The following is a 24,509-nucleotide window of genomic DNA, read 5'->3' on the forward strand; positions in this document are numbered from 1 at the left end:
CTTTTGACACTTCGATCATTTTTCCGTTCATCATCAACGCTTATAGCCAATAATCCTCAATGTTCCTGTTCTACTTATCTTCTTATGCAAATTTCATCATAAATAAAAAAAATTGCGAGCTTCCCGCTCCTTGTTCTAGAGCGACAACCCGCTTCCTGGCTGATTTCGATTCGTTGATCGATTCGATTCTTTGTTTTTAAATCAGACTACTTAAGAGCTCTCCAAGCTTGACCTTCGCCAACCCATCCAAGGGATACGAGGTAGTCGTTTTCAGCTCTGTCTGTTGTGTAGTTGTGAGATCCAGCACCATTTGCGTATGGGTTATATTGTCTCCAAACAGTTACTGAACCTGCAGAGTACCATCCAGTGCCTTCAGCTTTCCAACCATATGTTTCAAGAGTTCTAGCTTCTCTTTCATCCATTGTGTAGTGGTGGTCACCGGCATTTGGATTGTATAAACGGTATACAGGTTTACCATTTGCTTTACCATCTTCTACAGTTGGGGATACCCATCCATAACCTTCATCGTTCCATCCAAGAGCAACTAATGCTGCTTTTTCTTCTAAATCAGCTGTGTAGAAGTGTTCTCCAGAGTTAGGGTTGTACAGACGGTTCATTGGGTTAGCGAATGCAAGTTTAACGGTCATTGTTGCTAATTCAGTGTTGTATACATAGGAGTTTTCTTTTCCATCAGTATTCAATGTAAATTCACCAGTATCTTGAACATATTTTTTAGATTTAGTAGATTCAACTTTGAATAAGCTTAATCCTTCAACTTCTTTATCTAAATCAACGTTTGCTGCTTTTTCAGCTACATATAATTTTTGAATTCCTAAATTAGGTGTAGTAGCTGTTGTTTTGCTTAAATCTAATGCACCAATGTGGTTACCATTCAGATTTAAGTTTGTGATTGTGTAGTGATCAAGGTTGATTGTTTCTAATGCGTTTTTAGAAAGATCTAAAGTAGTTAAAGCCATTTTTGCAGAAGCTTTTCCTTTTGGAAGAGCAACTTCTTTTAAGTTGTAGTTTTCAGTAACAGTTACTGAATCCAAGTTGCTGTAGTTAGCTAAATCTACAGAAGTCAGTTTTGTTTTGTTTAAAGTTACAGTTTCTAAACGATAAACATCTTCATCATCTTCATTTTTATCGGCTTTTGGAAGTTCAATTCCATTTAAAATAGAAGCTTTTTTTACAGATAATGTTTTCAATTTAACGTTTGCAGAGAAATCTAATGCTTCGTTTGTTACTGCTGTAGCATTTGTATCATCAAATTTTTCTAATTTAGTGAAGTATTTTAAACCTTTAATTTCACCATTAGTATTTGCTGTTAAATTGATTTCAGTAACTTCTGCTAAATCAGCAGTTTTTACTTTTTTACCTTCTACTAATTCAGTTGTTCCTGGCAGTTTTGAGAAAGCAGATTTTTGTTCTTTTACCAGAGCACCGAAGTTAGCTTCGTTCCAAACTACTTCTGTTGGTACTGGAATTAAATCACCTGGTTCAACAACATTGGATTCTTCAACAAAATCATCGGCAAAGACAGCGATAGAACCAGACGCAGTGAAAGCCATAGTTGCAGAAGCTAAAGCTGCAAAAAACTTTTTGTTCATAATGTTCCTTCTTAGGCATTTTGGCACTTCGATCATTTTTCCATTAAAACCCAGATTATCTATTTTTCCTATTGCCTGAATTGGTTATTTTAAATTGCACAAATTGGTAGTTCTTATATTGCATTTAACAACCACCTCTTTTCGATTGCACTCAATCGCTTTATTTTCTTTATCTTTAATTATAAATTTCATCATAAATAAAAAAATCGCGAGCTTCCCGCTCCTTGTTCTGGAGCGACAACCCGCTTCTTGGCTTCTTTCGATTCGTTGATCGATTCGATTCTTTGTTTTTAAATCAGATTACTGAAGAGCGAACCAAGCAGTTCCTTCTGGAGTCCATCCTAGGGATACTAAGTGGTCGTTTTCAGCTTTGTCTGTAGTGTAGTTGTGAGATCCTGCACCGTTAGCGTATGGGTTGTATTGACGATAAACTTCTACAGTATCACCAGTAGCGGAATACCATCCAATGTTTTCGTATTTCCATCCATAAGCAACAAGAACATCTCTTTCTTCAGCTTTCATTGTGTAGTGGTGGTCACCAGCATTTGGGTTATATAAACGGAAAACTGGAGCTTTTGCTGATTTTCCTTCTGCTACTGTTGGAGCTACCCATCCGAAACCTTCATCATTCCATCCAAGTGCAACTAAAGCTTCTTTTTCTTTAATGTCAGCTGTATAGAAGTGTTCACCGGAGTTAGGGTTATACACACGGTTCATTGGGTTTGCTTTTTCAACGTTTACAGTGAGCGCATGTGTTTTATTTGCCTTGTCATAAGCAGTGTATGTGTATCCATTCGTACCATCAACTAATTTTAATACACCTGTTTTTGGGTTATAGTTATCCCCTTTGAAATCATGAGTATCAATGTTAGCAAATGTATCTTTTACATTGATTGTTGCTAAAGTTTCTGAAACATATAATTTTTGATTCTGTAAAGCGATTGTTTTAGCAGTATCTGCAAATGTTGTTTTGCTTAAATCAAGTACACCAAGACGGTTTTCGTCCAATGCTAATGTATCATTAACTTTAACGTTTTCAAGATTAATATCTTCTAAAGAGTTAACTGAAAGGTTTAATGTGTCATAAGCATATGGATTTGCATTAGTTCCTTTTGCAACAGTTACATCTTTTAAATTTTTATTTTTTGTAACTCGAACATTGTTAAGTTCTGTTTGTTCGGATAAATCCAAGGAAGTAAGTTTAGTATTTTCTAAAGTTAAATCTGTTAAAGAGTAATATACTTTTTCGTCTTCATCAACAGTTGGTTCTGGAAGAACGATTCCTGTTAATTGTGTTGCGTTTTTAACAACTACAGATGCTAATTTTTTGTTTGCAGAGAAATCTAATGTTTTGTTTGTGAATTTTTTAGCTCCAAAATCGTCAAATTGTTTTAAGCCAGTGAAATATTCTAAACCTTTGATTTCACCATCTAAATCTGTGCAATTAATAGTTTCTACTTTTGCTAAGTCAGCAGTTTTAACCATTTTACCTTTTACTAAAGTAGCAGGGTCACCTGCGTATGAAACAAACGCAGATTGGTCTAATTCAACTAAATCACCGAAGTTTTCTCTATTCCATTTAACTGTTTCTTCAACAGTATCAGGTTTTACATCGTTACCGCCTAATACTGGAGCGTTTTCTTCAACAAAATCATCGGCAAAGACAGCGATAGAACCAGACGCAGTGAAAGCCATAGTTGCAGAAGCTAAAGCTGCAAAAAACTTTTTGTTCATAATGTTCCTTCTTAGGCATTTTGGCACTTCGATCATTTTTCCATTAAAACCCAGATTATCTATTTTTCCTATTGCCTGAATTGGTTATTTTAAATTGCACAAATTGGTAGTTCTTATATTGCATTTAACAACCACCTCTTTTCGATTGCACTCAATCGCTTTATTTTCTTTATCTTTAATTATAAATTTCATCATAAATAAAAAAATCGCGAGCTTCCCGCTCCTTGTTCTGGAGCGACAACCCGCTTCTTGGCTTCTTTCGATTCGTTGATCGATTCGATTCTTTGTTTTTAAATCAGACTATTTTAAACCGTACCAAGCAGTTCCTTCTGGAGTCCATCCTAAGGATACTAAGTGGTCATTTTCAGCTTTATCTACTGTATAGTTGTGGGATCCAGCACCGTTTGCGAATGGATTGTACTGACGGTAAACTTTAACACCTCTAGTGTCATCATCGGAGTACCATCCTTTTCCTTCATCTTTCCATCCGTAAGTCACAAGAGTGTCTTTTTCAACTTTGTTTGTTGTGTAGTGGTGATCTCCAGCGTTTGGATTGTAAAGACGATAGACTGCTTTATCTCCAGATTGATTTGCTTTTGGAGCTACCCAACCGTAACCTTCATCATTCCATCCAAGAGAAACTAACGCTGCTTTTTCTTTGATGTCAGCTGTGTAGAAGTGTTCACCGGAGTTAGGGTTGTATAAACGGTTCATTGGGTTAGCTTTAGTCAGTGTAACTTCTAATTTTTGAACCCCACCTTTTTTTGCTTTAGAAACATAGCTATATCCCTTAGCTTTTTCAAGGTCTAATTCACCTGTTTTTTTGTTGTATCCAGCATCAGCAGAGAAATCATGTGTATCTACATCACCAAATGTGTCTTTTAAGTTTACTGTTGCTAATGTTTCAGAAACATATAATGTTTGACCAGTTAAAGTTGCTTTTGAACCAAGAGTTGTTTGACTGAAATCAATTACTCCAATATGGTTTCCACTTAAATCAAGTGAATGGAAAGCACAGTTTGCAAGATCAATTGTCTCAATAGAGTTTGCAGAAAGATCTACATCTCCATATGGTGTTGGATGTGCTTTTGTTCCGTGAAGAAGTTTAACATCTTTTAAGTTTGCATTGTTTTTAACTGTTACATCTTTTACAGAATTTTGTGCAGTAAGATCTAAAGCTGTTAATGCTGTATTTTCTAAAGCTAAAGTAGTTAAAGAATATACATCTTCATCATCTTCATTTTTGGATGGTTCTGGTAAAACAAGTGTTGCTAAATCTTCTGCGTTTTTAACAGTTAATGTTTCTAATTTTGTGTTTGCAGAGAAATCTAAAGCTGCATTTGTAACTTTTTTAGTTGAAGCCACTTTGCTATCATCAAATGTTTTTAATCCAGTGAAGTATTGTAAACCTTTTACTTCCCCTTCAAAATATTGTTGTAAGTTGATTGCTGTAACTTTTTTCAAATCATCAGTTTTAACTTCTTTATTTTTTTCTAATGTAACACCTACAGGAAGACCTACGAAAGTATCCTTTTGATTTACAACAGTAACTAAATCACCGAAGTTTTCTTTATTCCATTTAACTGTAGTTTCGACTGGTTTTACATCATCGCCAGTAATGATATCGTTTCTTTCTTCAACAAAATCATCGGCAAAGACAGCGATAGAACCAGACGCAGTGAAAGCCATAGTTGCAGAAGCTAAAGCTGCAAAAAACTTTTTGTTCATAATGTTCCTTCTTAGCGTTTTGGCACTTTAATCACTTTTTCCGATCATCAACCGCTACTATTCAATAATCATCAATATCCCAGTTCTCCTTCTCTAGTTTTACCGATTTCATCATAAATAAAAAATTTGCGAACTTCCCGCTCCTTGTTCTGGAGCGACAACCCGCTTCTTGGCTTCTTTCGATTCGTTGATCGATTCGATTCTTTGTTTTTAAATCAGATTACTGAAGAGCGAACCAAGCAGTTCCTTCTGGAGTCCATCCTAGGGATACTAAGTGGTCGTTTTCAGCTTTGTCTGTAGTGTAGTTGTGAGATCCTGCACCGTTAGCGTATGGGTTGTATTGACGATAAACTTCTACAGTATCACCAGTAGCGGAATACCATCCAATGTTTTCGTATTTCCATCCATAAGCAACAAGAACATCTCTTTCTTCAGCTTTCATTGTGTAGTGGTGGTCACCAGCATTTGGGTTATATAAACGGAAAACTGGAGCTTTTGCTGATTTTCCTTCTGCTACTGTTGGAGCTACCCATCCGAAACCTTCATCATTCCATCCAAGTGCAACTAAAGCTTCTTTTTCTTTAATGTCAGCTGTATAGAAGTGTTCACCGGAGTTAGGGTTATACACACGGTTCATTGGGTTTGCTTTTTCAACGTTTACAGTGAGCGCATGTGTTTTATTTGCCTTGTCATAAGCAGTGTATGTGTATCCATTCGTACCATCAACTAATTTTAATACACCTGTTTTTGGGTTATAGTTATCCCCTTTGAAATCATGAGTATCAATGTTAGCAAATGTATCTTTTACATTGATTGTTGCTAAAGTTTCTGAAACATATAATTTTTGATTCTGTAAAGCGATTGTTTTAGCAGTATCTGCAAATGTTGTTTTGCTTAAATCAAGTACACCAAGACGGTTTTCGTCCAATGCTAATGTATCATTAACTTTAACGTTTTCAAGATTAATATCTTCTAAAGAGTTAACTGAAAGGTTTAATGTGTCATAAGCATATGGATTTGCATTAGTTCCTTTTGCAACAGTTACATCTTTTAAATTTTTATTTTTTGTAACTCGAACATTGTTAAGTTCTGTTTGTTCGGATAAATCCAAGGAAGTAAGTTTAGTATTTTCTAAAGTTAAATCTGTTAAAGAGTAATATACTTTTTCGTCTTCATCAACAGTTGGTTCTGGAAGAACGATTCCTGTTAATTGTGTTGCGTTTTTAACAACTACAGATGCTAATTTTTTGTTTGCAGAGAAATCTAATGTTTTGTTTGTGAATTTTTTAGCTCCAAAATCGTCAAATTGTTTTAAGCCAGTGAAATATTCTAAACCTTTGATTTCACCATCTAAATCTGTGCAATTAATAGTTTCTACTTTTGCTAAGTCAGCAGTTTTAACCATTTTACCTTTTACTAAAGTAGCAGGGTCACCTGCGTATGAAACAAACGCAGATTGGTCTAATTCAACTAAATCACCGAAGTTTTCTCTATTCCATTTAACTGTTTCTTCAACAGTATCAGGTTTTACATCGTTACCGCCTAATACTGGAGCGTTTTCTTCAACAAAATCATCGGCAAAGACAGCGATAGAACCAGACGCAGTGAAAGCCATAGTTGCAGAAGCTAAAGCTGCAAAAAACTTTTTGTTCATAATGTTCCTTCTTAGCGTATTGACACTTTGATCGGTTTTTCCCTTCATTATCAATACTTCTACCGAATAATCCTCTAGTAACCTGTTTTCCTTATCTACTTTTGCAGATTTCATCATAAATAAAAAATTGCGAGCTTCCCGCTCCTTGTTCTGGAGCGACAACCCGCTTCTTGGCTGATTTCGATTCGTTGATCGATTCGATTCTTTGTTTTTAAATCAGATTACTGAAGACCGTACCAAGCAGTTCCTTCTGGAGTCCATCCTAAAGATACAAGGTAGTCATTTTCTGCTTTGTCTGTAGTGTAGTTGTGAGATCCAGCGCCATTTGCGTATGGGTTGTATTGACGGTAAACAGGTGTATTACCAGCTTTTGCTGCAGATTTCCAACCTTCGCCTTCATATTTCCATCCATAAGAAACTAAAGTTTTCTTTTCTGTAGCACTTACAGTGTAGTGGTGATCACCAGCATTTGGGTTGTAAAGACGATAAACAACTTTATCTCCTTCAGTCATTTTTGGAGCAACCCATCCGTAGCCTTCATCATTCCATCCAAGTTTCACTAAAGCTTCTTTTTCTTTTAAATCAGCTGTGTAGAAGTGTTCTCCGGAGTTAGGGTTGTATAAACGGTTCATTGGGTTAGCAGCTGTGAGAGTAACTGATAATTTAACGGAACTTTGTGGACCATTCACTAAAGTGTTGTATTCATAAGTTGCATCTGTTCCTTTAATAGTTAAAATACCAGTTTTTTCATCATATTTTGCATTTCCAGTTGCTTTAGCAGCTTCTTTATCGAAGTTTTCGAAAGTTTCTGCTAAGTTTACGTTTTCCAATGTTTCAGAAACATAGAATGTTTGATCTTTTAATTCTAAAGTAGAGTTAACTGTTGTGTCGCTTAAATCTAATGCACCAATGTGGTTTTTATTTAATTTAAGAGTACCAATTGTAGTATTTGCTAAATCAATTGTTGCTAAGTTGTTTTCAGTTAAATCTAAAGATGCATATTTTGCATTGTTGAATTTTGTTCCATGCTTAACTGTAACTTCTTTTAAATTGTTATTATTAGTCACAACGACTGAACCGTCATTAGCTAATTCATTTTGAGCAGAAAGATCTAAAGAAGTTAATGCAGTACCTGATAATGTTAAACTTTTTAAAGAATATGTGACTACTTCTTTTCCATCTTTTTCAGTCACAACTGGTTCTGGAAGAACAATTTCTGTTAAATCTTCTGCTTTAGTTACGGATAAAGTTCCTAATACTTTATTTGCTGAGAAATCTAAAGAATTGTTTGTGATTTTTGTAGCCGCATTAGCATTGAATGTTTTTAATCCAGTGAAGTATTCTAAACCTTTGATTTCGCCATTTGTAGCACCTGTTAAAGTGATATTTTCAACTTTTTCTAAATCAGCAGTTTTAACTTTTTTACCTTCTACTAAAGCGTTTCCGTTTACATCAAACAATCCATTTGAATCTTTGTCTTCGAAAACAGAATTTCCTTCTTTTACTAATGCACCAAAGTTATCTTTATTCCAAACTACTTCAGTTTCTACTGGTTTCACATCACCATTGTCAATAACAGGATCTTTTTCTTCAACAAAATCATCAGCAAAGACAGCGATAGAACCAGACGCAGTGAAAGCCATAGTTGCAGAAGCTAAAGCTGCAAAAAACTTTTTGTTCATAATGTTCCTTCTTAGCGTCATGTCACTTTAATTGAATATTACCTTTTATCATCAATATTGAGATATCTTATTCACTATTTACACTTCAATTTATTCTTCTACTAACTCCAAAAACATCAACAAATAGATATATCTTCTTCTATATTAATTAGCATAGTTATTTCAATAAAAATATGATCATCCAATTTCCGTTAAGATTCACCTGCATATGGGCAAAAATTATCTCTTTAAATTTCATGAGTAGTTGCATGCATTTCAAATTAACATCATTTATCTATAGATGCACTTATACTATATTGTTGGTCCTTTTATTAGCTTCGTTGCATACTTTACAAACACAAATAAAAGAGGTGCACATTACTTTAGCCAAATAAGCCAAAGTTGATCTGCACCTCTTCGTTTTTTATGTAGAGATCATCAAATGATCAAAAATGTATTATCGAAATTGCAATCAATAGAATCAGAAAGCTAATACAAGCCATATTTTAATGAATATATAGCGTTTTATATATTTTCGATAAAAGTGTTAAATAGCATCTATTTCGTTTGATTTCAGACTTAATTACAATCATATAAACGAAATTTAAGCTTATCAAATCATTTTCTAATTCAATTCTAAAATTCGAATTTTCCGTCTGTTTTTTGGTAGCCCCGTCCTTTCAGTCCGGGGCTACCGAAACAAGTGAAATCTCCTCTTCTTTTGGAAATTTCTATTCTTTTCTTTTTTCTTGTTTATTGGAAATTCTATTTTATTTTTTCGCTTCTCTGATTACAAAAGAAAAGAAGCGAGCTTCCCGCTCCTTGTTCTGGAGCGACAACCCGCTTCTTGGCTGATTTCGATTCGTTGATCGATTCGATTCTTTGTTTTTAAATCAGATTATTGAACAGCGTACCAAGCTTTTCCTTCTGGAGTCCATCCTAAGGATACTAAGTGGTCGTTTTCTGCTTTATCTGTTGTGTAGTTGTGAGCGCCTGCACCGTTTGCGTATGGGTTGTATTGGCGGAATACAGCTACTTTTTTATTTGTATCAGAATACCATCCAATACCTTCGTCTTTCCAACCGTATGCAACAAGAGTGTCTCTTTCACCTTTGTTCATTGTGTAATGGTGATCTCCAGCATTTGGATTGTATACACGGTATACAGGAACTGTTGAATCTTTTCCTTTTGGTGCTACCCATCCGTAGCCTTCATCATTCCATCCAAGGTCAACTAAAGCTTCTTTTTCTTTGATGGAAGCAGTGTAGAAGTGTTCACCAGAGTTAGGGTTATATAGACGGTTCATTGGGTTTGCTGCAACAAGTTTAACTGTAAGAGTTTTACTTGTAGCACCTAATAAAGTGTCGTAAGTATAATTAGCATCTTTACCATCAATTGTTAAAATACCAGTTTCTGGATCATATTTATCTGATTTAGCGATAGCTTTTTTGTCAAAGTTTTCAAAAGTTTCTGCCAAATTAACAGTTTTTAATGTTTCAGAAACATAGAATTCTTGGTTACCTAAATTACCAGTACCAGCAGTTGTATTGCTTAAATCTAATGCACCAATGTGGTTATTATCAAGGTTTAATTCTCCAGTAATAGCTACGTGATCTAAGTTCACAGTTTCTAAATTGTTAGCAGATAAATTTAAAGATGCATATGTTTTAGGCTCTCTTTTATCCCCGTGTTTTACAACAGCTTCTTTTAAATTGCTATTACCAGTAACTTCAACTGTGCTTAATACTTTTTGATCAGAAAAATCTAAAGAAGTTAATGCAGTTCCTTTTAATGTTAAGCTATTTAAAGAATATGTTACTTCTTCTTTTCCATCTTTTTCAGTCACAACTGGTTCTGGAAGAACGATTTCTGTTAAATCTTCTGCTTTAGTTACGGATAAAGTTTTTAAAACTTTATTTGCAGAGAAATCTAATTTTGCGTTTGTTACTGTTGCAGCAGAATCATCAAAAGATCCTAATTTAGTGAAGTATTCTAGTCCTTTGATTTCACCTTTTAAACCGGATAATGTGATTGCAGTTACTTCTGCTAGATCAGCAGTTTTTACTGATTTTCCTTTAACTAAAGTATCAGAATCTCCTGCATAATCAGCAAAAGCATTTTGTTTTAAGTTAACTAAAGCACCAAAGTTATCTTCGTTCCAAACAACAGTTGTTGGAACTGGTGTTACATCGCCATTGTTAATAACAGGATTTTTTTCTTCAACAAAATCATCGGCAAAGACAGCGATAGAACCAGACGCAGTGAAAGCCATAGTTGCAGAAGCTAAAGCTGCAAAAAACTTTTTGTTCATAATGTTCCTTCTTTCCTAAATATTAATTCAAAGCAAGGTATTCCCACGAATCCATATATTTTTCAATACGATTTGTATGAGTGGATCATCGAGGGACCGGCTCTTGGTATGGATTTTATTCATTAAGAAAATCCGAGGGATGCGATTTTTGATAAACATCGAAAGGCCAAGGCCGAAAATATTTTTTATCCAGGGAGCATATTTAAAGAGTCCGAGAGATTCAGGAGTCAAGAAAAGCCGAGGGACGCGACGAATTGGCAAAAATCCGAGGGTCGAACGCCTTGTCAAGACGAGAATTGGGCTAGACAACCGAACTAGAATGGTGACGTTCAAGGAGAGATTGTCTGCTCTTTAACTAGACTGATACACCTTTTGATGACTCGCATCGTAAGGGATACATTGAGTTCGGGCCCTGAGCCTCAATGCACTCTGGATATAAGTATCAGCATTGACAGTTTACGATAACCAATCGCTTATTGCAACCTTTTACCAAGAGAATTATTAAAAAATCATAACTATTTCTAAATAGTTCAAATAGGCTTATATATAACTCATTTTGTGTCTTCTTTTTCGGAATATTTTTTGCGAAAATTGCCGTTTTCCCATGATTTTCATACTAAAAATTTAATATTTATTTTAAAAACCAATTGCTTCATTCACGCTTTTTAAAACAATTCTTTTTTTGCCTAATTAATCACATTTTATAACCATAATTCACCTGTTTGGGATTACTTCGCAATTCGGTTAAATTTCATTCCTGATCCGATTTATCCACTTCAATTCTACTCTGTTTTTGTTTGGCTATTCAAATCAAGCTTTAGAAAACGATAAGAATTGTTTTCGGATTCTTCTCTTTTCATCTGGATATGAAAACGCTTTTGCATTTTCTGTTTTTTTGTGACCGTTCCAAGGACACTTGTTTTTGGGTACGAAACTCATGCCAGCGCAATTACTATTGTTTACAAGCCTCATTCAATCTTTGTTTTACTTGTCTATTTTTTATGAACGATATTGTTTTGGTCTTTAAAAATAGAATGCGCAGGAATGACATGACGAACGCAAGATAATGGATAAATATTTGTATTGCAGCCAACGACAGTTCCTGGGTTTAAAACAGAGTTACATCCAACTTCGACATGATCACCTAACATCGCCCCGACTTTTTTACGGCCTGTTTCATAGCGTTGGTCTTGATCTTGAATGACAACAAGGGTTTGATCACTTTTGACATTCGAAGTAATGGAGCCTGCTCCCATATGTGCATAATAGCCCAGAATGCTATCACCAACATAGTTATAGTGAGGGACTTGGACATGATCGAATAGGATCACGTTTTTCAGTTCTGTTGAGTTTCCGACTACACAATCAGCACCCACTAACGCATCTTGGCGAATGAATGCACCTGGTCTTACTTCAGTGCGGGGTCCAATAATGCAGGGACTACCCAAATAAGCATTCGGATAGATTTTTGCGGTTTCATGAACATAGACGCCTTCGGATACTTGTTTGTAGTGTTCATCGAGTGTGTCGATGAGTTGGAGGATGAGTTCATGAATTCCTTTGAGTGCTTGCCAAGGATATTCATATTGCAATAAATAATCTTTGGCTAGAGTATGTTCGAGTGAATAGAGTTCTTGAATCTTAACCATAAATCGTTTTCTCTTTCTATATTTTTATATTCTTTATTTCTTCAATTGCTTTTATTGTCTTTTCATTCAAAGTCGCATTGATGTTGCGCTTTCTAGTTTAAGTTATTGCTTATTTATATGTTTGTCATTTATTTTCTGCGCTTGCCATCTCTTTTATATTGAATCCAGCGATATGACGAGAACAAATTGAGTAAGTGTCTATTTTTCTTTATTGCTCTATGGGTGTTGAGTCAACTTCTTGTCCTTGTTCAAGAGCTGAATCTGATTCTAATGGCGTACTTTGATCGACTGGCAAATCTTGTTCTATTCCATCTAAAGGATCACTACCTTCTTCTAAAACTGGCGTAGTAGATTCTGGTGTAGGTTCGCCTTCTTGATTGGCTTGTTCTGTTGCTGGCGCTTGTGAACTTACTTGTTGCTCTTGGTTTTGCAAAATTGCTTCTAAAGTTGATGGTTGTGGTAAAGGATCGACTTGAATTTGTGCCGGCCGATTTGGACTTGCATTTACGATAGCTTGGATTGCTTGTTTGATTGTTTCTAAGCTATTACCATCGGCTTTGGCCATATAGAGCATTTCAGTTAGGGTTGGTGAGTATTGCGTTGTTGTTTGACTTTGTAGCCATGTGTAATGGGCTTCCATCTTCATTGGAAAAATCAAAAATGTTTTGATTAATTGGGCTAATTGATTTGGATTCAGTGAAGTGGAAACAGCTTGTTGTAATAGCTCAAGAATTGGAGCGAGATCTTTTGTATGCGGCATTTCTTGTGCTTGCAAAATCGTTTTTAATACCCGCAAAATCGTCAGTTCTTGATTCATGTCATCTGGCGCAAGGTCTTGAACATTGCCGATGAGTTGTTTCATTTGATAAATGTTGTATCGTTCACCTTGGCCATGTTGAATATCGACATAGGAATCGACTTCATTGGCTTGTTGATAACGCAGCGACGGATCAAGATCGAACAATTCAATCAGTTTTGAAAAATCAATACGCACCGTAAAGTCAATTGGAATATCTAATGTTTCTTCTAGACTTTGTTTGAGTGCTTCAATGGAGTTGTAGCTAACAAGAGAAAGTCTTTCTTCACTCACCCCTTGCGGGCAAGCGTTTTGTTCTTGGCATTTACTGGCAACCGCAAGCGTTCGTGGAATGAATGTCGTTAGTACTTGTTTAGTTTGTGGATGAATCGTGACGAGTAAGTTGAAGTTGGAACGATAAGCACGTTGACTTAAAGGATCATTGGAACCACTAATCAATATTGTATAAGGTTCAACTTCTAAGTCTTTACTCGTTGTTGTTGGCGCATTTTTGGTTTGTGCTGGCATTGTCAACGAAAATACTTTCGTCAATGATGGGGTTTGACTAGCACTTGGTGTAAAGTCATCAATAAAACGAACATCGGCTTCATTGAGAATGACCGCTCTGACAGCTAAGCCTTTGGCACCTTTAGAGAGTTGTTGTAAAGACGAATAACTTTTCGTTTGAACGTGAATACCTTGATCGGCCAGACTGGTCAATACTGCATGAATGCCTTCGTCATCTCTTTGCGCCATAATTCCGATCGTTTCTCCATCTAATGCCGCTAATGAAGAAATTGGAATATGGGCAGGGACATAAATGCCCATTGCTCGACCGCTATTTTGTTGGATATCGCTCATTTGGGCAATGGAATTTGAAATCAAATTGAGCTCATTTTGCAGACCTAAAGATTGGGTTGTGACTAAAACACAAAGAAGGACTGCGCCAATATTGCCAATCCTTTTTGGGACATAGTAAAAGCCGAAGATGGCCATAGAGATAACAATCATCCCTAGTCCAAGGATCATTCCTGCAAAGGAGAGTTTAAAGAAATGTAGTGCATGGATTTTCCAAAGCAAAAAGAAAATTGAGAACATTGCCCCGAATACAAAATATGTTTGCCATTGATGCAATAAGTGGCTGATCTTATGTTGATGTACATGGCGCTTACCTTGCGTTTTGGATTGGACTTGGCTTTTTTCAAATTGATCTTGCGCTGAGCTATTTTCTTCGATTGCTTCTTCAATCAAGCTCGTATCGAGCTGATCCTTTTCATCTTCTAATTTTTTTAAAGATTTACTTTTCTTTTTTGGAATCTGATTTAGATTTTGATGATGAAAAGAAACGTGTTCTGCTTGATCTATTTCACTCACTTGATTTTGAATAAGTTCAAAATGATGACGAGTCCGCAAATCGAGCTCTTCTTGCTGATTTGTGTTTAACTCTTTTTTCTCTAGCTGATCAATCTCTCTTTCTTTTTCTTGGATTGTCCTTTGATCTTGTAAAGAAGAATGTTCTTTTCGATTGCTGTCTTGCTTTTCTTGTTGATTTTCTTGATCCATGCATTGCATTTGATCCGCTTCATTGAGTCCATGTGAATAAGACGAGATTTGCTGGTCTTCTCTTTCTATATTTATATTGCGCTCTTGCAACAAGTTTTGTTTTTCAAGATCTGGATCATGGTCTTGTTTTGCGAATGAATCTGATTGCTGCAGTAATTCCTTTTGCGCGCTTTGTCTTTGTTCAAGCTCACCAAACTGACTTTTTTCTTGTTTTTCTTCTATTGAATCGACATCTAAATCCATTGGGCTTGAATTCAATTTTGATACATCTTTTTTTCCTTGCTCTAGATCCTTTTTTTGCACAACTTGATCAGCCATTGTCTTTTTGGGTTGTGGGGTAATCACAAGAAGATCTTCCAAATGATCTTCTTGTGATGCGGTTTGTTTTAAAAGTTCGACGAGTTGTTCGCGGTCAATTTCTTTTTCCTCTATCGTTTGCTTTGGTTCTCGACTTTCTTTTTTGAAGCGGCTTTTCAAACTACGCTTTGTTTTTGCGGTATTTTTTTCCTTCATAATCTATCTTCTCTATCTTGAACATCATTCCCTTTGTGAATTATCTTTTTCATCGATCATACAACTCGATAAACAAGTGTTTTTGATAACTCTCAAATCGGAATAATGGAATTGAAATTGTCTAGTGATATCGTTTGTCATTTTATCATCGCTAGAAATAGATGGACAAAATTTGCACAAACGTTAGATGTTCCCTCTCGTATTCGATGGTCTTTTTCATTTTCACCTAAAGAAAAGCAATCAAATCAATGGGATCCATGACTTGATTGCTTAAGGTTTAACGAGATTTAGGATTCACGCAAATCCAAATTTAGTTGAGCCAAGGTGTAGAAGTTTTGGATTCAACTTTCTTTAAGCGAACTCTTGTCGAAAGGGTTCTTGTTGTATTGAGCTTGTCAAACTGAATCACAATGGCTTGTTGTTCAGCAAGAATCTCTTGGATGACCCCTTGTCCAAAAACAGGATGTTCAACGACATCACCAACACTTAGAGCATCAGATTGTTCCGGTTTAGCGAGTAAATTTTTCTTGAGGCTAATCATCCGCTTAGCCCCTTCTTGCATATCTTTTGGAATCTCGGGATTCCATTTCACATTCTCTAATCCTAGATCAAAAAGAAAGCGACTTGGATAACGCGTATAGCCACTATGCAAAATACCTTGAGCTTCAGAAAGATATAATTCTTTTTTCGCTCTCGTTAAAGCAACGAAGGCAAGTCTTCTTTCTTCTTCCATCGCTTCTAAGTTTTTCGTTTGTCTTGAAGGGAACATTCCTTCATTTAAGCCAATCAAAAAGACACAATCAAATTCCAATCCTTTTGCGGTATGGATCGTCATCAATTTGACTTTGTCACTCTCGCTTTGACCATCGATTCCACTAAATAAAGCAATGTGATGGAGCCATCCTTCCAAATTTGTATCTTCTCCCCAAGAAATTTCATATTCACTCGCTGCTTGTTTGAATTCTGCTAAATTATCGAGTCGTTCTTGGCTTCCTTCTAATCGCAGCATTTTTTCATAACCCGATTGTTCAAGAATATCTTCAATCGTTTCACTAATTCTTTTTTCTTGATAAGGATATTGATCAATCAATTCAACATATTGTTTGGCTTGCGTGGATTTAAACAAATCCGTTTCCAAATTATCTTTTAAGGCTTGATAGAGGGTCACTTCATGTTCTTTAGCATAATCTTGTAAAAAGGCGATTCTTCCTTTACCAATATTTCTTCTTGGCCGATTAATCGTTCTTAAAAAATCAAGATCATCTTGATAAACGAGCATTCGACAATAGCTCACAGTATCTTTAATTTCCATGCGACTAAAAAATGGGACACCTGAATAAATCACATACGGTATCTTTGCTTCAATCAAGGCATCTTCAATCGGTCTAGACATATAATGAGCCCGGTATAAAACCGCCATATCTTTGAGGCGATAGCCTTTTTGTTGCAGATGCAAAATGTTTTTCGCAAGAGTGGCTGCTTCAAGATTTGGATCTGTAAAGTGGGCTGCATGAACTTGTGCTCCACTAAAAATCGTTGGCACTAAATCTTTTTTAATTCGATTGACGTTTTTAGAGATTAAAGTATTGGCCACCTGGAGAATTTGGGGTGTAGAACGATAGTTTTCATTGAGGAAAATCGTTTGGCAAGGGGCAAAGTGTTGATCAAATTCTGTTAAAAAGCGAACATTTGCGCCACGCCATGTATAAATCGTCTGGTCTGGATCTCCGACCACAAATAAGTTTTTATGTCCTTGCGTAAGGATTTCCATTAATTCATATTGCAAGGGGTCAATATCTTGGAATTCATCGACCATGATATATTCAAAACGCTGTTGCCATTTCTTGGCGGTTTCTTTGTTTTCATTAAAAATCTTAAGCGTCAATAAGATCAGATCATCATAATCGAGCGCAAAATTCATTCGTTGTTGATAAAGATAGCCAAAGAAAATGATGTCATCGACTTCACTAGCATTTTCGTATTTCTTCAATAAGTCTTGATTAGAAAGATTGATGAAATCATCCGTATATTGACGATATTCTTGAATCTTTTTCATCTCAATCATTTCCCTTGCCTTAGCAAACGTCATATTGCGTAAAGTCAATTTGCGTTGATCATAAACAAGTTTGAGCAATTCATCCATATCGGGAATATCTAAAACCATGAAGGATTTGGGAAAATGGATTTGATGACTTTCTTCTAACAGAATCGTATTGCACAAACCATGAAAGGTGCTGATCGTGCCACAATCTTCATCCCCAATTAAACGCGAAATCCGATTTCGCATTTCCGCTGCCGCTTTGTTTGTGAACGTCATACATAAAATATGACTTGGCATAATGCCAAGTGTTTCAACAAGCCACGCAAAGCGCATGCTCAAAGAACGTGTCTTTCCCGAACCCGCTCCCGCAATCACGCGCACATAGCCTTCGGTTGCTTGTACTGCTTCTTGTTGGGATGAATTTAAAATGAAGTCCTCTTGTTGATTCATGGCTTTCTCCTTCTTGATCGAATCGAAATGATTTCTTGTCTAGTCCATCTATTTTAGTCGAAACGTCAGTTATTGAAAATGCAGCTTCATCCAATTAGTCATCAACTATTCAGATCAAGACAAAAATCATCTTGTTGGATTTATTTATGACTAACGATTACAGCTCATTTTTGAAATTATTCGTCGTTCTACAATATATCTTTATTCATTTACTGACCATAAGAAAAGCTCCTCAAACACTCACACGGATCGATCTTCATCCTGTGTCTATGCTTTGAAGAGCTTTTAGAAATTAGTTTTATTCAGTGTTCTTGACGGTGATATATTTTTGATGCCTGCTTCTCGGTTTATCTAGCAAAGTCATAACAAGATTTAATCTTCAATATCCTTAATCAATTCTTGAATTATCCACTTGTTTTTTCCATTCTTTTCTTTGCGATCATTAAACGCGACTGGTTTTCGGCTGAATAGAATGGATCTGCGTTTAATTCGAATGGAATTCCATTTGTACGCACCACTTGCTTCAAGTACAACGTAATGCCTACAGAAAGCGAAATTCCTAGTTGTTCAAAGACCATTTCACTTTCTCTTTTTAATTGATCATCAATATAAATATTTATATTAGCCATAACCTATATTCCCTTTTATATCTGTAATCAGACAGCCTTGTATATTTTTTATATTTTAATCGTTCATCACATAATACATGTAAACTTCAGCAGTCGTAGGAATGGCTGGAACATTTAAAAAGTAATCTGAAACAACAAACTTTCCTTCTTCTTTAATCATTTCTGGCAAGTTATCTGCACTCCAAAATTCTGCATCGATAATTGTTCCATTTTCATCTTTTAAAATAAATTGTCCATCTAGACGAGAAGTACTAATTTCTGTATCTGTTTTACATTCCGCAGAAACATCATAACTACCGCCGAAAAATGCATTTTTGATTTGGATGTTGCTGACTTCGATATTTGGATTAACTCTGTTTGTTAAAATTCCATCACTAATTACTTTTACTTCGACACTCGCTGGAGTTGCCGACAAATTAGCACCCCCTGCGCCGCCAACATAATAAATAGATCCATTTGCTGGAATATCCGATTGCATACCAGAATAGCTTCCGACAACAGCGCCTTGAGCATCGTATGCAGTCCACTCAATCTCTACATCTCGCAATACTGCATCGTTAGGGTTGGTAATTTTGCTGACAAATCTTAATACAGTGAGATCTTGGTCCACATTAAACCACTCAACATCGATACTTGCTGTTGCGAAATTCGTAATGATTGAACTGTAATGTTCACTTGCTTCTTTGATTTTTGTAAGAACTTCACCATTGGAATCCACCAATTCGCTTACTACATCTTTTGCCTCTAAAACTTCAGCAGATACAGGTTTGATTTTATCAATACTAAATGGTGCACCAGGTGCTTGCGCAATCTCTTTTTGTGAACATTCACGCGCTTCTTTAACCATGTCTTGTGCAGACGAGATCAAGAATTGATCAATAGGAATATCTGGTGCCCCTACAGTTTCTTCTAATTGATCAGCATTTTCGTTTAATTCTAAATTGATTTGTTTGAGCTCAGTGACTTTTGCATCATACTGTTCTTTTGCGATATTGTATTCCACTTTAGCTTCATTGTATGGGATTAAATATAACGTTACGAAAAGTGCTGTAGCTACGACAATGACCCCGCCAGCAATGCCAGCGATAATTTTTGATTTTTTAGATTTCATGTTTCATTTCTCCTTCTCTTCCCATGATCGATAGCTTGCGACCTTTAACCGTTAATTGCCCCCTATTAAATCTAACAGTTATAACCATCGCCTTTTATCAATCTCATTGTATATCTATAACGCCGATACTCAAGTTGCAATTTCTGTTTTATTTTTATTTGAATAATTAATCTCAATTAAGTGAACTATTTCAACTCCATCCAATTAGTCATCAACTATTCAGATCAAGACAAAAATCATCTTGTTGGATTTATTTATGACTAACGATTACAGCTCATTTTTGAAATTATTCGTCGTTCTACAATATATCTTTATTCATTTACTGACCATAAGAAAAGCTCCTCAAACACTCACACGGATCGATCTTCATCCTGTGTCTATGCTTTGAAGAGCTTTTAGAAATTAGTTTTATTCAGTGTTCTTGACGGTGATATATTTTTGATGCCTGCTTCTCGGTTTATCTGGCAAAGTCATTTTCAACTTGCCTTCATTCAGCAATGGACGCAAATAATTTTGAGTGAATTTTTTTGAACTTTTATATCCACAATATTCTAAGATTTCTACCTTAGAGTGCGGCTCAATACAAAAGGCAAGAATTGCATCATAAGTCCTATCTTGGGTCCTATCTTGGGTCCTATCTTGGGTCCTATCTTGGGTCCTATCTGGCGGGCCGACTTTTTCAACCGCAATTGGCGCAAGCGGAATGACTGTCCGGAATATATCCCCCTCTATAAATTCCGGTGTCCCACCAGAATATAACTTGGTATATTTATACGTATTTCTCATACCAGATCCCAACTCATCTGCTAGGCCAATTTCTCTAAACACCTTAGAAATCGGAGGATTTTTCGCAAATGGTTCAAACGAGGACAACTGTAGAGTTCCATGACCATGTGATCGGTTCGCGTTTTCTGTATACATCCGATCTTTTTCAATGACAAATTTAGCAGCATAACCGCTGGAATAATCGCGATGAGCCAAACTGTTGGAGAAAATCTCTCGCAAAATTTGATCTCTAGCACTAACACTTTGAATTCCATCTAGAACGAATGGATCACTGAGATGTTTTTGTCCAAATGCCATCAACCGATCATAAGTTTCTAGAAGATTGGTGATCATGACATCTCGGTCATCATAACGATCCAAATTTTCAACTCGGAAAATAGCATCCGTTTTATGCTGAGGAAGAACCGACATAATGGTCGAGTCTTTTCCAAAAAGAAGAATTGCAGCTATGGTGATTCCTTCAATTTGACGTTCTTCATCTCGTAAAATAAGTCCAGCGCTGCGCAGGAGTTCTTCATCACTCATAGTTTTCCAGGGGTGATTCCGATTGCGACTTGTAGTCATCACACGTGCCCGATCTAACAAATCAGAACGTAAATCATTCAATTGAAAACGTGTGACTTTATTGACGAAATAGCTACCGCTTTTTCTCGCATATAGCTGATATACCATGTCGGAGTTATTGGTGATATCAATATCGGCCTCGTGGTTTCGATCAAAAATCCGTCCGCGATGCCGGCAAACTTGGCTAGCGACAGGCACTTGAATAACCAAAATAATCTTCCCCTCTATAGAATATTCTTCCGGCTGCAAGTAAAGTGGTGGATTAATTTTCTCTCCATTATTGATGGTTGTGACAAAATCCTTTTTCAAATGATCTACAGCATTTGGGGCTATGCCAAGAATATCTCCATTGTCTTTTATGCCTAAGACAATCGTGCCACCTTCCCGGTTGGAAAATGAACAAACCGTATCATATACATCTTTTGTGATCTCATTCGTTGATTTTTTAAACTCCACATGAATATTCTCTCCCTCTTGAATAAGCTTCAAAAGTTCGTATTCTGTCATTAGTCATTCCCCCATTTCATTTTGTTTTTTTATTATACGATGATTTTCTTAAAAAATTAACTTTGTTTTTTTCTAGAGGTATGCATCAAATCAAGTGCGATACTTAATTTGATTATTCACCACCGCAAGTAAAGCTAATCCTGCAGAATAAACCTGACTATTTTAATTTGTATCTCTTGTTTACTCCTCTTCCGACAATTGAAATCAAACCTTGTTCATTCATTTGCTTTGTCAGTAGATAAGCTCTTGTCCTTTTGATCTCTAATAAGTCTTGCAAATCTTCATCACTCATCTGGCCATGATGAACTAGATAATCAAGTACTTTTTGCATCTGTGGTGTAATGGTTAATGGGATTCTATTTATGACTTCTTCTCGATCTTCAATAGCATCATGCTTGGCATTCATATTAGGGAGCATTATTTTAAAAGCATTCGTCGTTACTTCAATACTTGGTTGAACAGGACAATGTTCATACAGTTTAAAAATACGACGAATCCCCGTACCATAACTTTCGATTAAATGGAGGCGATGAAAGATTTCTGCCAATTTCTTATTTCTTGGTTGCGAAATTCCAATTTGAATATCCTCTTTGGTAAGTCCAGGCAATAATCCACCTAAAGAAATAAATTCCATCTTATCGTCGTTTACATTAATGATGACACTGCCACTAAAGCTATAATCACGATGAACCAGAGCGTTTAACAATGCCTCTCGAATCGCTTCATCCGGATAATCTTTTTTATCCGTTCGAATCATTCCTTTAATTGTGGAAACCGTCTTGTTGCACAGATCAAGATAGTTTATTGAATCTTCGAACTGTTTGAATAATGAACCACCAAATTCTCGACTATCTCTAAACTCTGTGCATGATTCATCGTTAAACACGGCAATTTTTGTCGTATGGAGACACTGATCAGATACAAGCAAAGCAAGATTGCTGAAGATGTCATGATTTGTAATGCCTAGCGCTCGATATTTTTCTTCTGAGAATTCGACGCCATATCGCAAAAAAGCATCTTGCGCTGCTTGGAATGTCAAATCTTGTTTTAAACAACGTAAATTCTCGAAATGATCTCCATCCGCATCTTTGATCATTTTTCGAATTTGCTCAAAAGACGCTTGTATGCTAGATGCCCCTTGACGGACATAAACACCACTCGGTTTCATTCCCTTGTTTTTTAAAAAATAAGGTTTATTCAAACCTTGGCCGACTTCGATTCGAATCACCTTGTCGTCTTGAAGAACATATCTCACAAACATCGTAACATCCGGTACAATCACATCACGTATTCCATTTGTGATCCGATTATATGTTTCATCTACATTATCAATTCCTTTTACATTGCCTTGATCATCGATACCAATATAGATTACTCCGCCTTCTGTGTTCGCAAAGGCAATCACTTCTCGATATAGATCTTCAATCATTTGCGATTTATATTCGATCCGTTCACTTTCATATTGCATACAAAACACCTCCACTCTAATCCATATTTCAATGTCTATTGCGTCATCTCTCTATTATTTTCTAACCTAAATATTGAATAACAGTCGCATATAGATCGTATTGAGTAAAACAATCTGTCTTTTTCTTTTATTTTGTCGTTCTGAATTAAAATCAAAAAATCTATTTAACAATCTCTTGCTTCCATTATATCTATACATTCACTTTATTCACCTTAAAACATGAATATTCACTATTTATTCACCAATCTATGAATATTCACTTTTCAATTAGAGATAGATTTTCTAAATGTTTTAATTGTTTCCTTGAAAGTGTTTCTCCGTTATTAATTACTTCTTTTACTTTTTTCGCAGTGATTGATTTGTTTTTTTTTATTTTATACCCCGTTTTCCCCCGTTCTATTCCTCTCACTTTTCTCAAATGTTCGCTCTCTTTCCCTGGCATTGAAAAAGGACATCCTTATGATTTCGTATAAGAATGTCCTTTTGATTTATATTCTAGATTTGATTTGTCAAAGAATAAATTTTTTTCCTATGTATTCTTATCTTGCTTTGGGGGCATTGCGATGTTAATCGCATTGGGTACAACTTGGATTTTGACATGATCCTGCGTGCCACCATATTCGCCATCTAATGTCCACTTTGATTGGTGGGTTTCAAAGTCAAACCATGGTGATTGGGCTAAGACAAAAAGTGGATGAGAGAAATCTCCTCTAGTCAGTCCGCCAATAATTGTATTTAAATCTATGATATTCATCGGTCGACGAATAAAGAGACCTTCGAGTAATCCATCTTGCCAATCGAATAGACTAGATTTGAAGAAATCTTGTCCAGCTACATATTGCGAATTGGAGACCATTCCATAAAGGAAATCACCTTCAATTTCATGATCTTGCCAAGAGATCTTCATCGTTTCGCAGTTATTTTCCCAATGTGAAAAATCAACAGAATTGAGGGCTTCAAGCACATAGGCAAGAGGTCCTAATTTTTGTTTCAAGCGTTGGGGCGTTTGATAGGACACTGCAGTCGCAATTCCAAATGCGGCAACATAGCTAAAATATTGATCATTGAACTGACCGATATCAACAGACTCCCAATGTCCTCCTCCCGCAATTTTGGTTGCTTCTATTGGGTCTTTACTAATTTGATGAGTTGAGGCAAAGTCGTTTACTGTTCCGGTTGGAATATAGCCGAGAATTGGGGCCTTGTTTTTCATTTTTGGACTGGAGAGCCAACCATTAATTGCCTCATGTAACATGCCATCTCCTCCACAGACTACAATGCGGTCGAAATCATGGGCAATCTCTTCAATTTGTTCTTGAGCATCTAGTGGTTTTTGCGTGGGATAAACAGTCACTAGATATTCTTCTTTTGTCATGAGATCGACAATAGACGATAATGCCGGCACAATTCTGCCATCTCCAGAAACAGGATTATAAATTAATAAGAGTTTTTTCATGACAAATTCTCCTTGAAATACAAAACAAAAAAGGCCAATACAAGATATTGATCGAACTCAATTTTTTCTCTTTTGATTGATTGTATGTCTTAATGTTGACTATAGATGTTTTTTCGTATAGAGCTGTCTTGATGCTTGAGTTTTTGATTTGATCCAGAATCGCATCCGCAAAGTGATCCAATAGTCGACAAAAAATCATAAACACAACTATATCACCACCACTGAAAATTCGAGGATGAAAAGCAATTTTGTTTTTCATTCTGCTTCTTTTTATTACT

Annotated in this window: 15 protein-coding genes; all 15 read right to left on the reverse strand. The window is 36.0% G+C overall.

Going from position 1 to position 24,509, the window contains the following annotated elements:
• Window positions 1–206 precede the first annotated feature (206 nt).
• Complete coding sequence (locus tag ALLST_RS11320; RefSeq protein WP_019893383.1) at window positions 207–1,610, reverse strand: hypothetical protein; 1,404 nt, start codon at window positions 1,608–1,610, stop codon at window positions 207–209.
• Between the two features lie 300 nt (window positions 1,611–1,910).
• Complete coding sequence (locus ALLST_RS11325; RefSeq protein ID WP_019893384.1) at window positions 1,911–3,344, reverse strand: hypothetical protein; 1,434 nt, start codon at window positions 3,342–3,344, stop codon at window positions 1,911–1,913.
• A gap of 300 nt (window positions 3,345–3,644) precedes the next feature.
• Window positions 3,645–5,072 (reverse strand): hypothetical protein, encoded by a 1,428-nt coding sequence (locus ALLST_RS11330; RefSeq protein ID WP_019893386.1) that lies wholly within the window; start codon window positions 5,070–5,072, stop codon window positions 3,645–3,647.
• Window positions 5,073–5,292: 220 nt separating this feature from the next.
• Entirely contained in the window at window positions 5,293–6,726 is a 1,434-nt protein-coding gene (locus ALLST_RS11335; protein WP_019893384.1) for a hypothetical protein, read from the reverse strand.
• A 221-nt stretch (window positions 6,727–6,947) separates the two neighbouring features.
• A complete protein-coding gene (locus ALLST_RS11110; protein ID WP_019893387.1) occupies window positions 6,948–8,408 on the reverse strand; it encodes a hypothetical protein in 1,461 nt (486 codons plus the stop codon).
• An 877-nt stretch (window positions 8,409–9,285) separates the two neighbouring features.
• The gene (locus ALLST_RS11340) at window positions 9,286–10,698 is read right to left on the reverse strand and encodes a hypothetical protein (protein WP_019893369.1); all 1,413 of its coding nucleotides are present in this window, start codon (window positions 10,696–10,698) and stop codon (window positions 9,286–9,288) included.
• Window positions 10,699–11,690: 992 nt separating this feature from the next.
• Window positions 11,691–12,347 carry an acyltransferase gene (locus ALLST_RS0106815; protein ID WP_019893388.1) on the reverse strand — a complete coding sequence of 219 codons (657 nt, stop codon included), beginning with the start codon at window positions 12,345–12,347 and terminating at the stop codon, window positions 11,691–11,693.
• Window positions 12,348–12,555: 208 nt separating this feature from the next.
• Window positions 12,556–15,219 (reverse strand): hypothetical protein, encoded by a 2,664-nt coding sequence (locus tag ALLST_RS0106820; RefSeq protein WP_019893389.1) that lies wholly within the window; start codon window positions 15,217–15,219, stop codon window positions 12,556–12,558.
• 310 nt (window positions 15,220–15,529) lie between these two features.
• A complete protein-coding gene (locus ALLST_RS0106825; protein WP_019893390.1) occupies window positions 15,530–17,710 on the reverse strand; it encodes an ATP-dependent helicase in 2,181 nt (726 codons plus the stop codon).
• 404 nt (window positions 17,711–18,114) lie between these two features.
• Complete coding sequence (locus ALLST_RS0106830) at window positions 18,115–18,339, reverse strand: type II toxin-antitoxin system RelB/DinJ family antitoxin (protein ID WP_019893391.1); 225 nt, start codon at window positions 18,337–18,339, stop codon at window positions 18,115–18,117.
• Between the two features lie 55 nt (window positions 18,340–18,394).
• Complete coding sequence (locus ALLST_RS0106835; RefSeq protein ID WP_019893392.1) at window positions 18,395–19,450, reverse strand: FxLYD domain-containing protein; 1,056 nt, start codon at window positions 19,448–19,450, stop codon at window positions 18,395–18,397.
• Window positions 19,451–19,858: 408 nt separating this feature from the next.
• On the reverse strand, window positions 19,859–21,307 hold the full coding sequence (locus ALLST_RS0106845) for an RNA/DNA-binding domain-containing protein (RefSeq protein WP_019893393.1): 1,449 nt from the start codon (window positions 21,305–21,307) through the stop codon (window positions 19,859–19,861).
• Between the two features lie 157 nt (window positions 21,308–21,464).
• Window positions 21,465–22,775: an RNA/DNA-binding domain-containing protein gene (locus ALLST_RS0106850; RefSeq protein ID WP_019893394.1), complete on the reverse strand. Its 1,311-nt coding sequence runs from the start codon at window positions 22,773–22,775 to the stop codon at window positions 21,465–21,467.
• 256 nt (window positions 22,776–23,031) lie between these two features.
• Window positions 23,032–23,217, reverse strand: coding sequence for a hypothetical protein (locus ALLST_RS0106855; protein ID WP_019893395.1), 186 nt, complete (start codon window positions 23,215–23,217; stop codon window positions 23,032–23,034).
• A gap of 87 nt (window positions 23,218–23,304) precedes the next feature.
• Window positions 23,305–24,231 carry a diacylglycerol/lipid kinase family protein gene (locus ALLST_RS0106860; protein ID WP_019893396.1) on the reverse strand — a complete coding sequence of 309 codons (927 nt, stop codon included), beginning with the start codon at window positions 24,229–24,231 and terminating at the stop codon, window positions 23,305–23,307.
• Window positions 24,232–24,509 lie beyond the last annotated feature (278 nt).

Origin of the sequence: Allobaculum stercoricanis DSM 13633, assembly GCF_000384195.1 — a bacterium.
GTDB classification, from domain to species: Bacteria; Bacillota_I; Bacilli_A; order Erysipelotrichales; family Erysipelotrichaceae; genus Allobaculum; species Allobaculum stercoricanis.

Bases quoted from the DNA above. Each gene is read 5' to 3' on its own strand.
- ALLST_RS11320 (WP_019893383.1), bottom strand. From the start codon at position 1,610: ATGAACAAAAAGTTTTTTGCAGCTTTAGCTTCTGCAACTATGGCTTTC.
- ALLST_RS11325 (WP_019893384.1), bottom strand. From the start codon at position 3,344: ATGAACAAAAAGTTTTTTGCAGCTTTAGCTTCTGCAACTATGGCTTTC.
- ALLST_RS11330 (WP_019893386.1), bottom strand. From the start codon at position 5,072: ATGAACAAAAAGTTTTTTGCAGCTTTAGCTTCTGCAACTATGGCTTTC.
- ALLST_RS11335 (WP_019893384.1), bottom strand. From the start codon at position 6,726: ATGAACAAAAAGTTTTTTGCAGCTTTAGCTTCTGCAACTATGGCTTTC.
- ALLST_RS11110 (WP_019893387.1), bottom strand. From the start codon at position 8,408: ATGAACAAAAAGTTTTTTGCAGCTTTAGCTTCTGCAACTATGGCTTTC.
- ALLST_RS11340 (WP_019893369.1), bottom strand. From the start codon at position 10,698: ATGAACAAAAAGTTTTTTGCAGCTTTAGCTTCTGCAACTATGGCTTTC.
- ALLST_RS0106815 (WP_019893388.1), bottom strand. From the start codon at position 12,347: ATGGTTAAGATTCAAGAACTCTATTCACTCGAACATACTCTAGCCAAA.
- ALLST_RS0106820 (WP_019893389.1), bottom strand. From the start codon at position 15,219: ATGAAGGAAAAAAATACCGCAAAAACAAAGCGTAGTTTGAAAAGCCGC.
- ALLST_RS0106825 (WP_019893390.1), bottom strand. From the start codon at position 17,710: ATGAATCAACAAGAGGACTTCATTTTAAATTCATCCCAACAAGAAGCA.
- ALLST_RS0106830 (WP_019893391.1), bottom strand. From the start codon at position 18,339: ATGGCTAATATAAATATTTATATTGATGATCAATTAAAAAGAGAAAGT.
- ALLST_RS0106835 (WP_019893392.1), bottom strand. From the start codon at position 19,450: ATGAAATCTAAAAAATCAAAAATTATCGCTGGCATTGCTGGCGGGGTC.
- ALLST_RS0106845 (WP_019893393.1), bottom strand. From the start codon at position 21,307: ATGACAGAATACGAACTTTTGAAGCTTATTCAAGAGGGAGAGAATATT.
- ALLST_RS0106850 (WP_019893394.1), bottom strand. From the start codon at position 22,775: ATGCAATATGAAAGTGAACGGATCGAATATAAATCGCAAATGATTGAA.
- ALLST_RS0106855 (WP_019893395.1), bottom strand. From the start codon at position 23,217: ATGCCAGGGAAAGAGAGCGAACATTTGAGAAAAGTGAGAGGAATAGAA.
- ALLST_RS0106860 (WP_019893396.1), bottom strand. From the start codon at position 24,231: ATGAAAAAACTCTTATTAATTTATAATCCTGTTTCTGGAGATGGCAGA.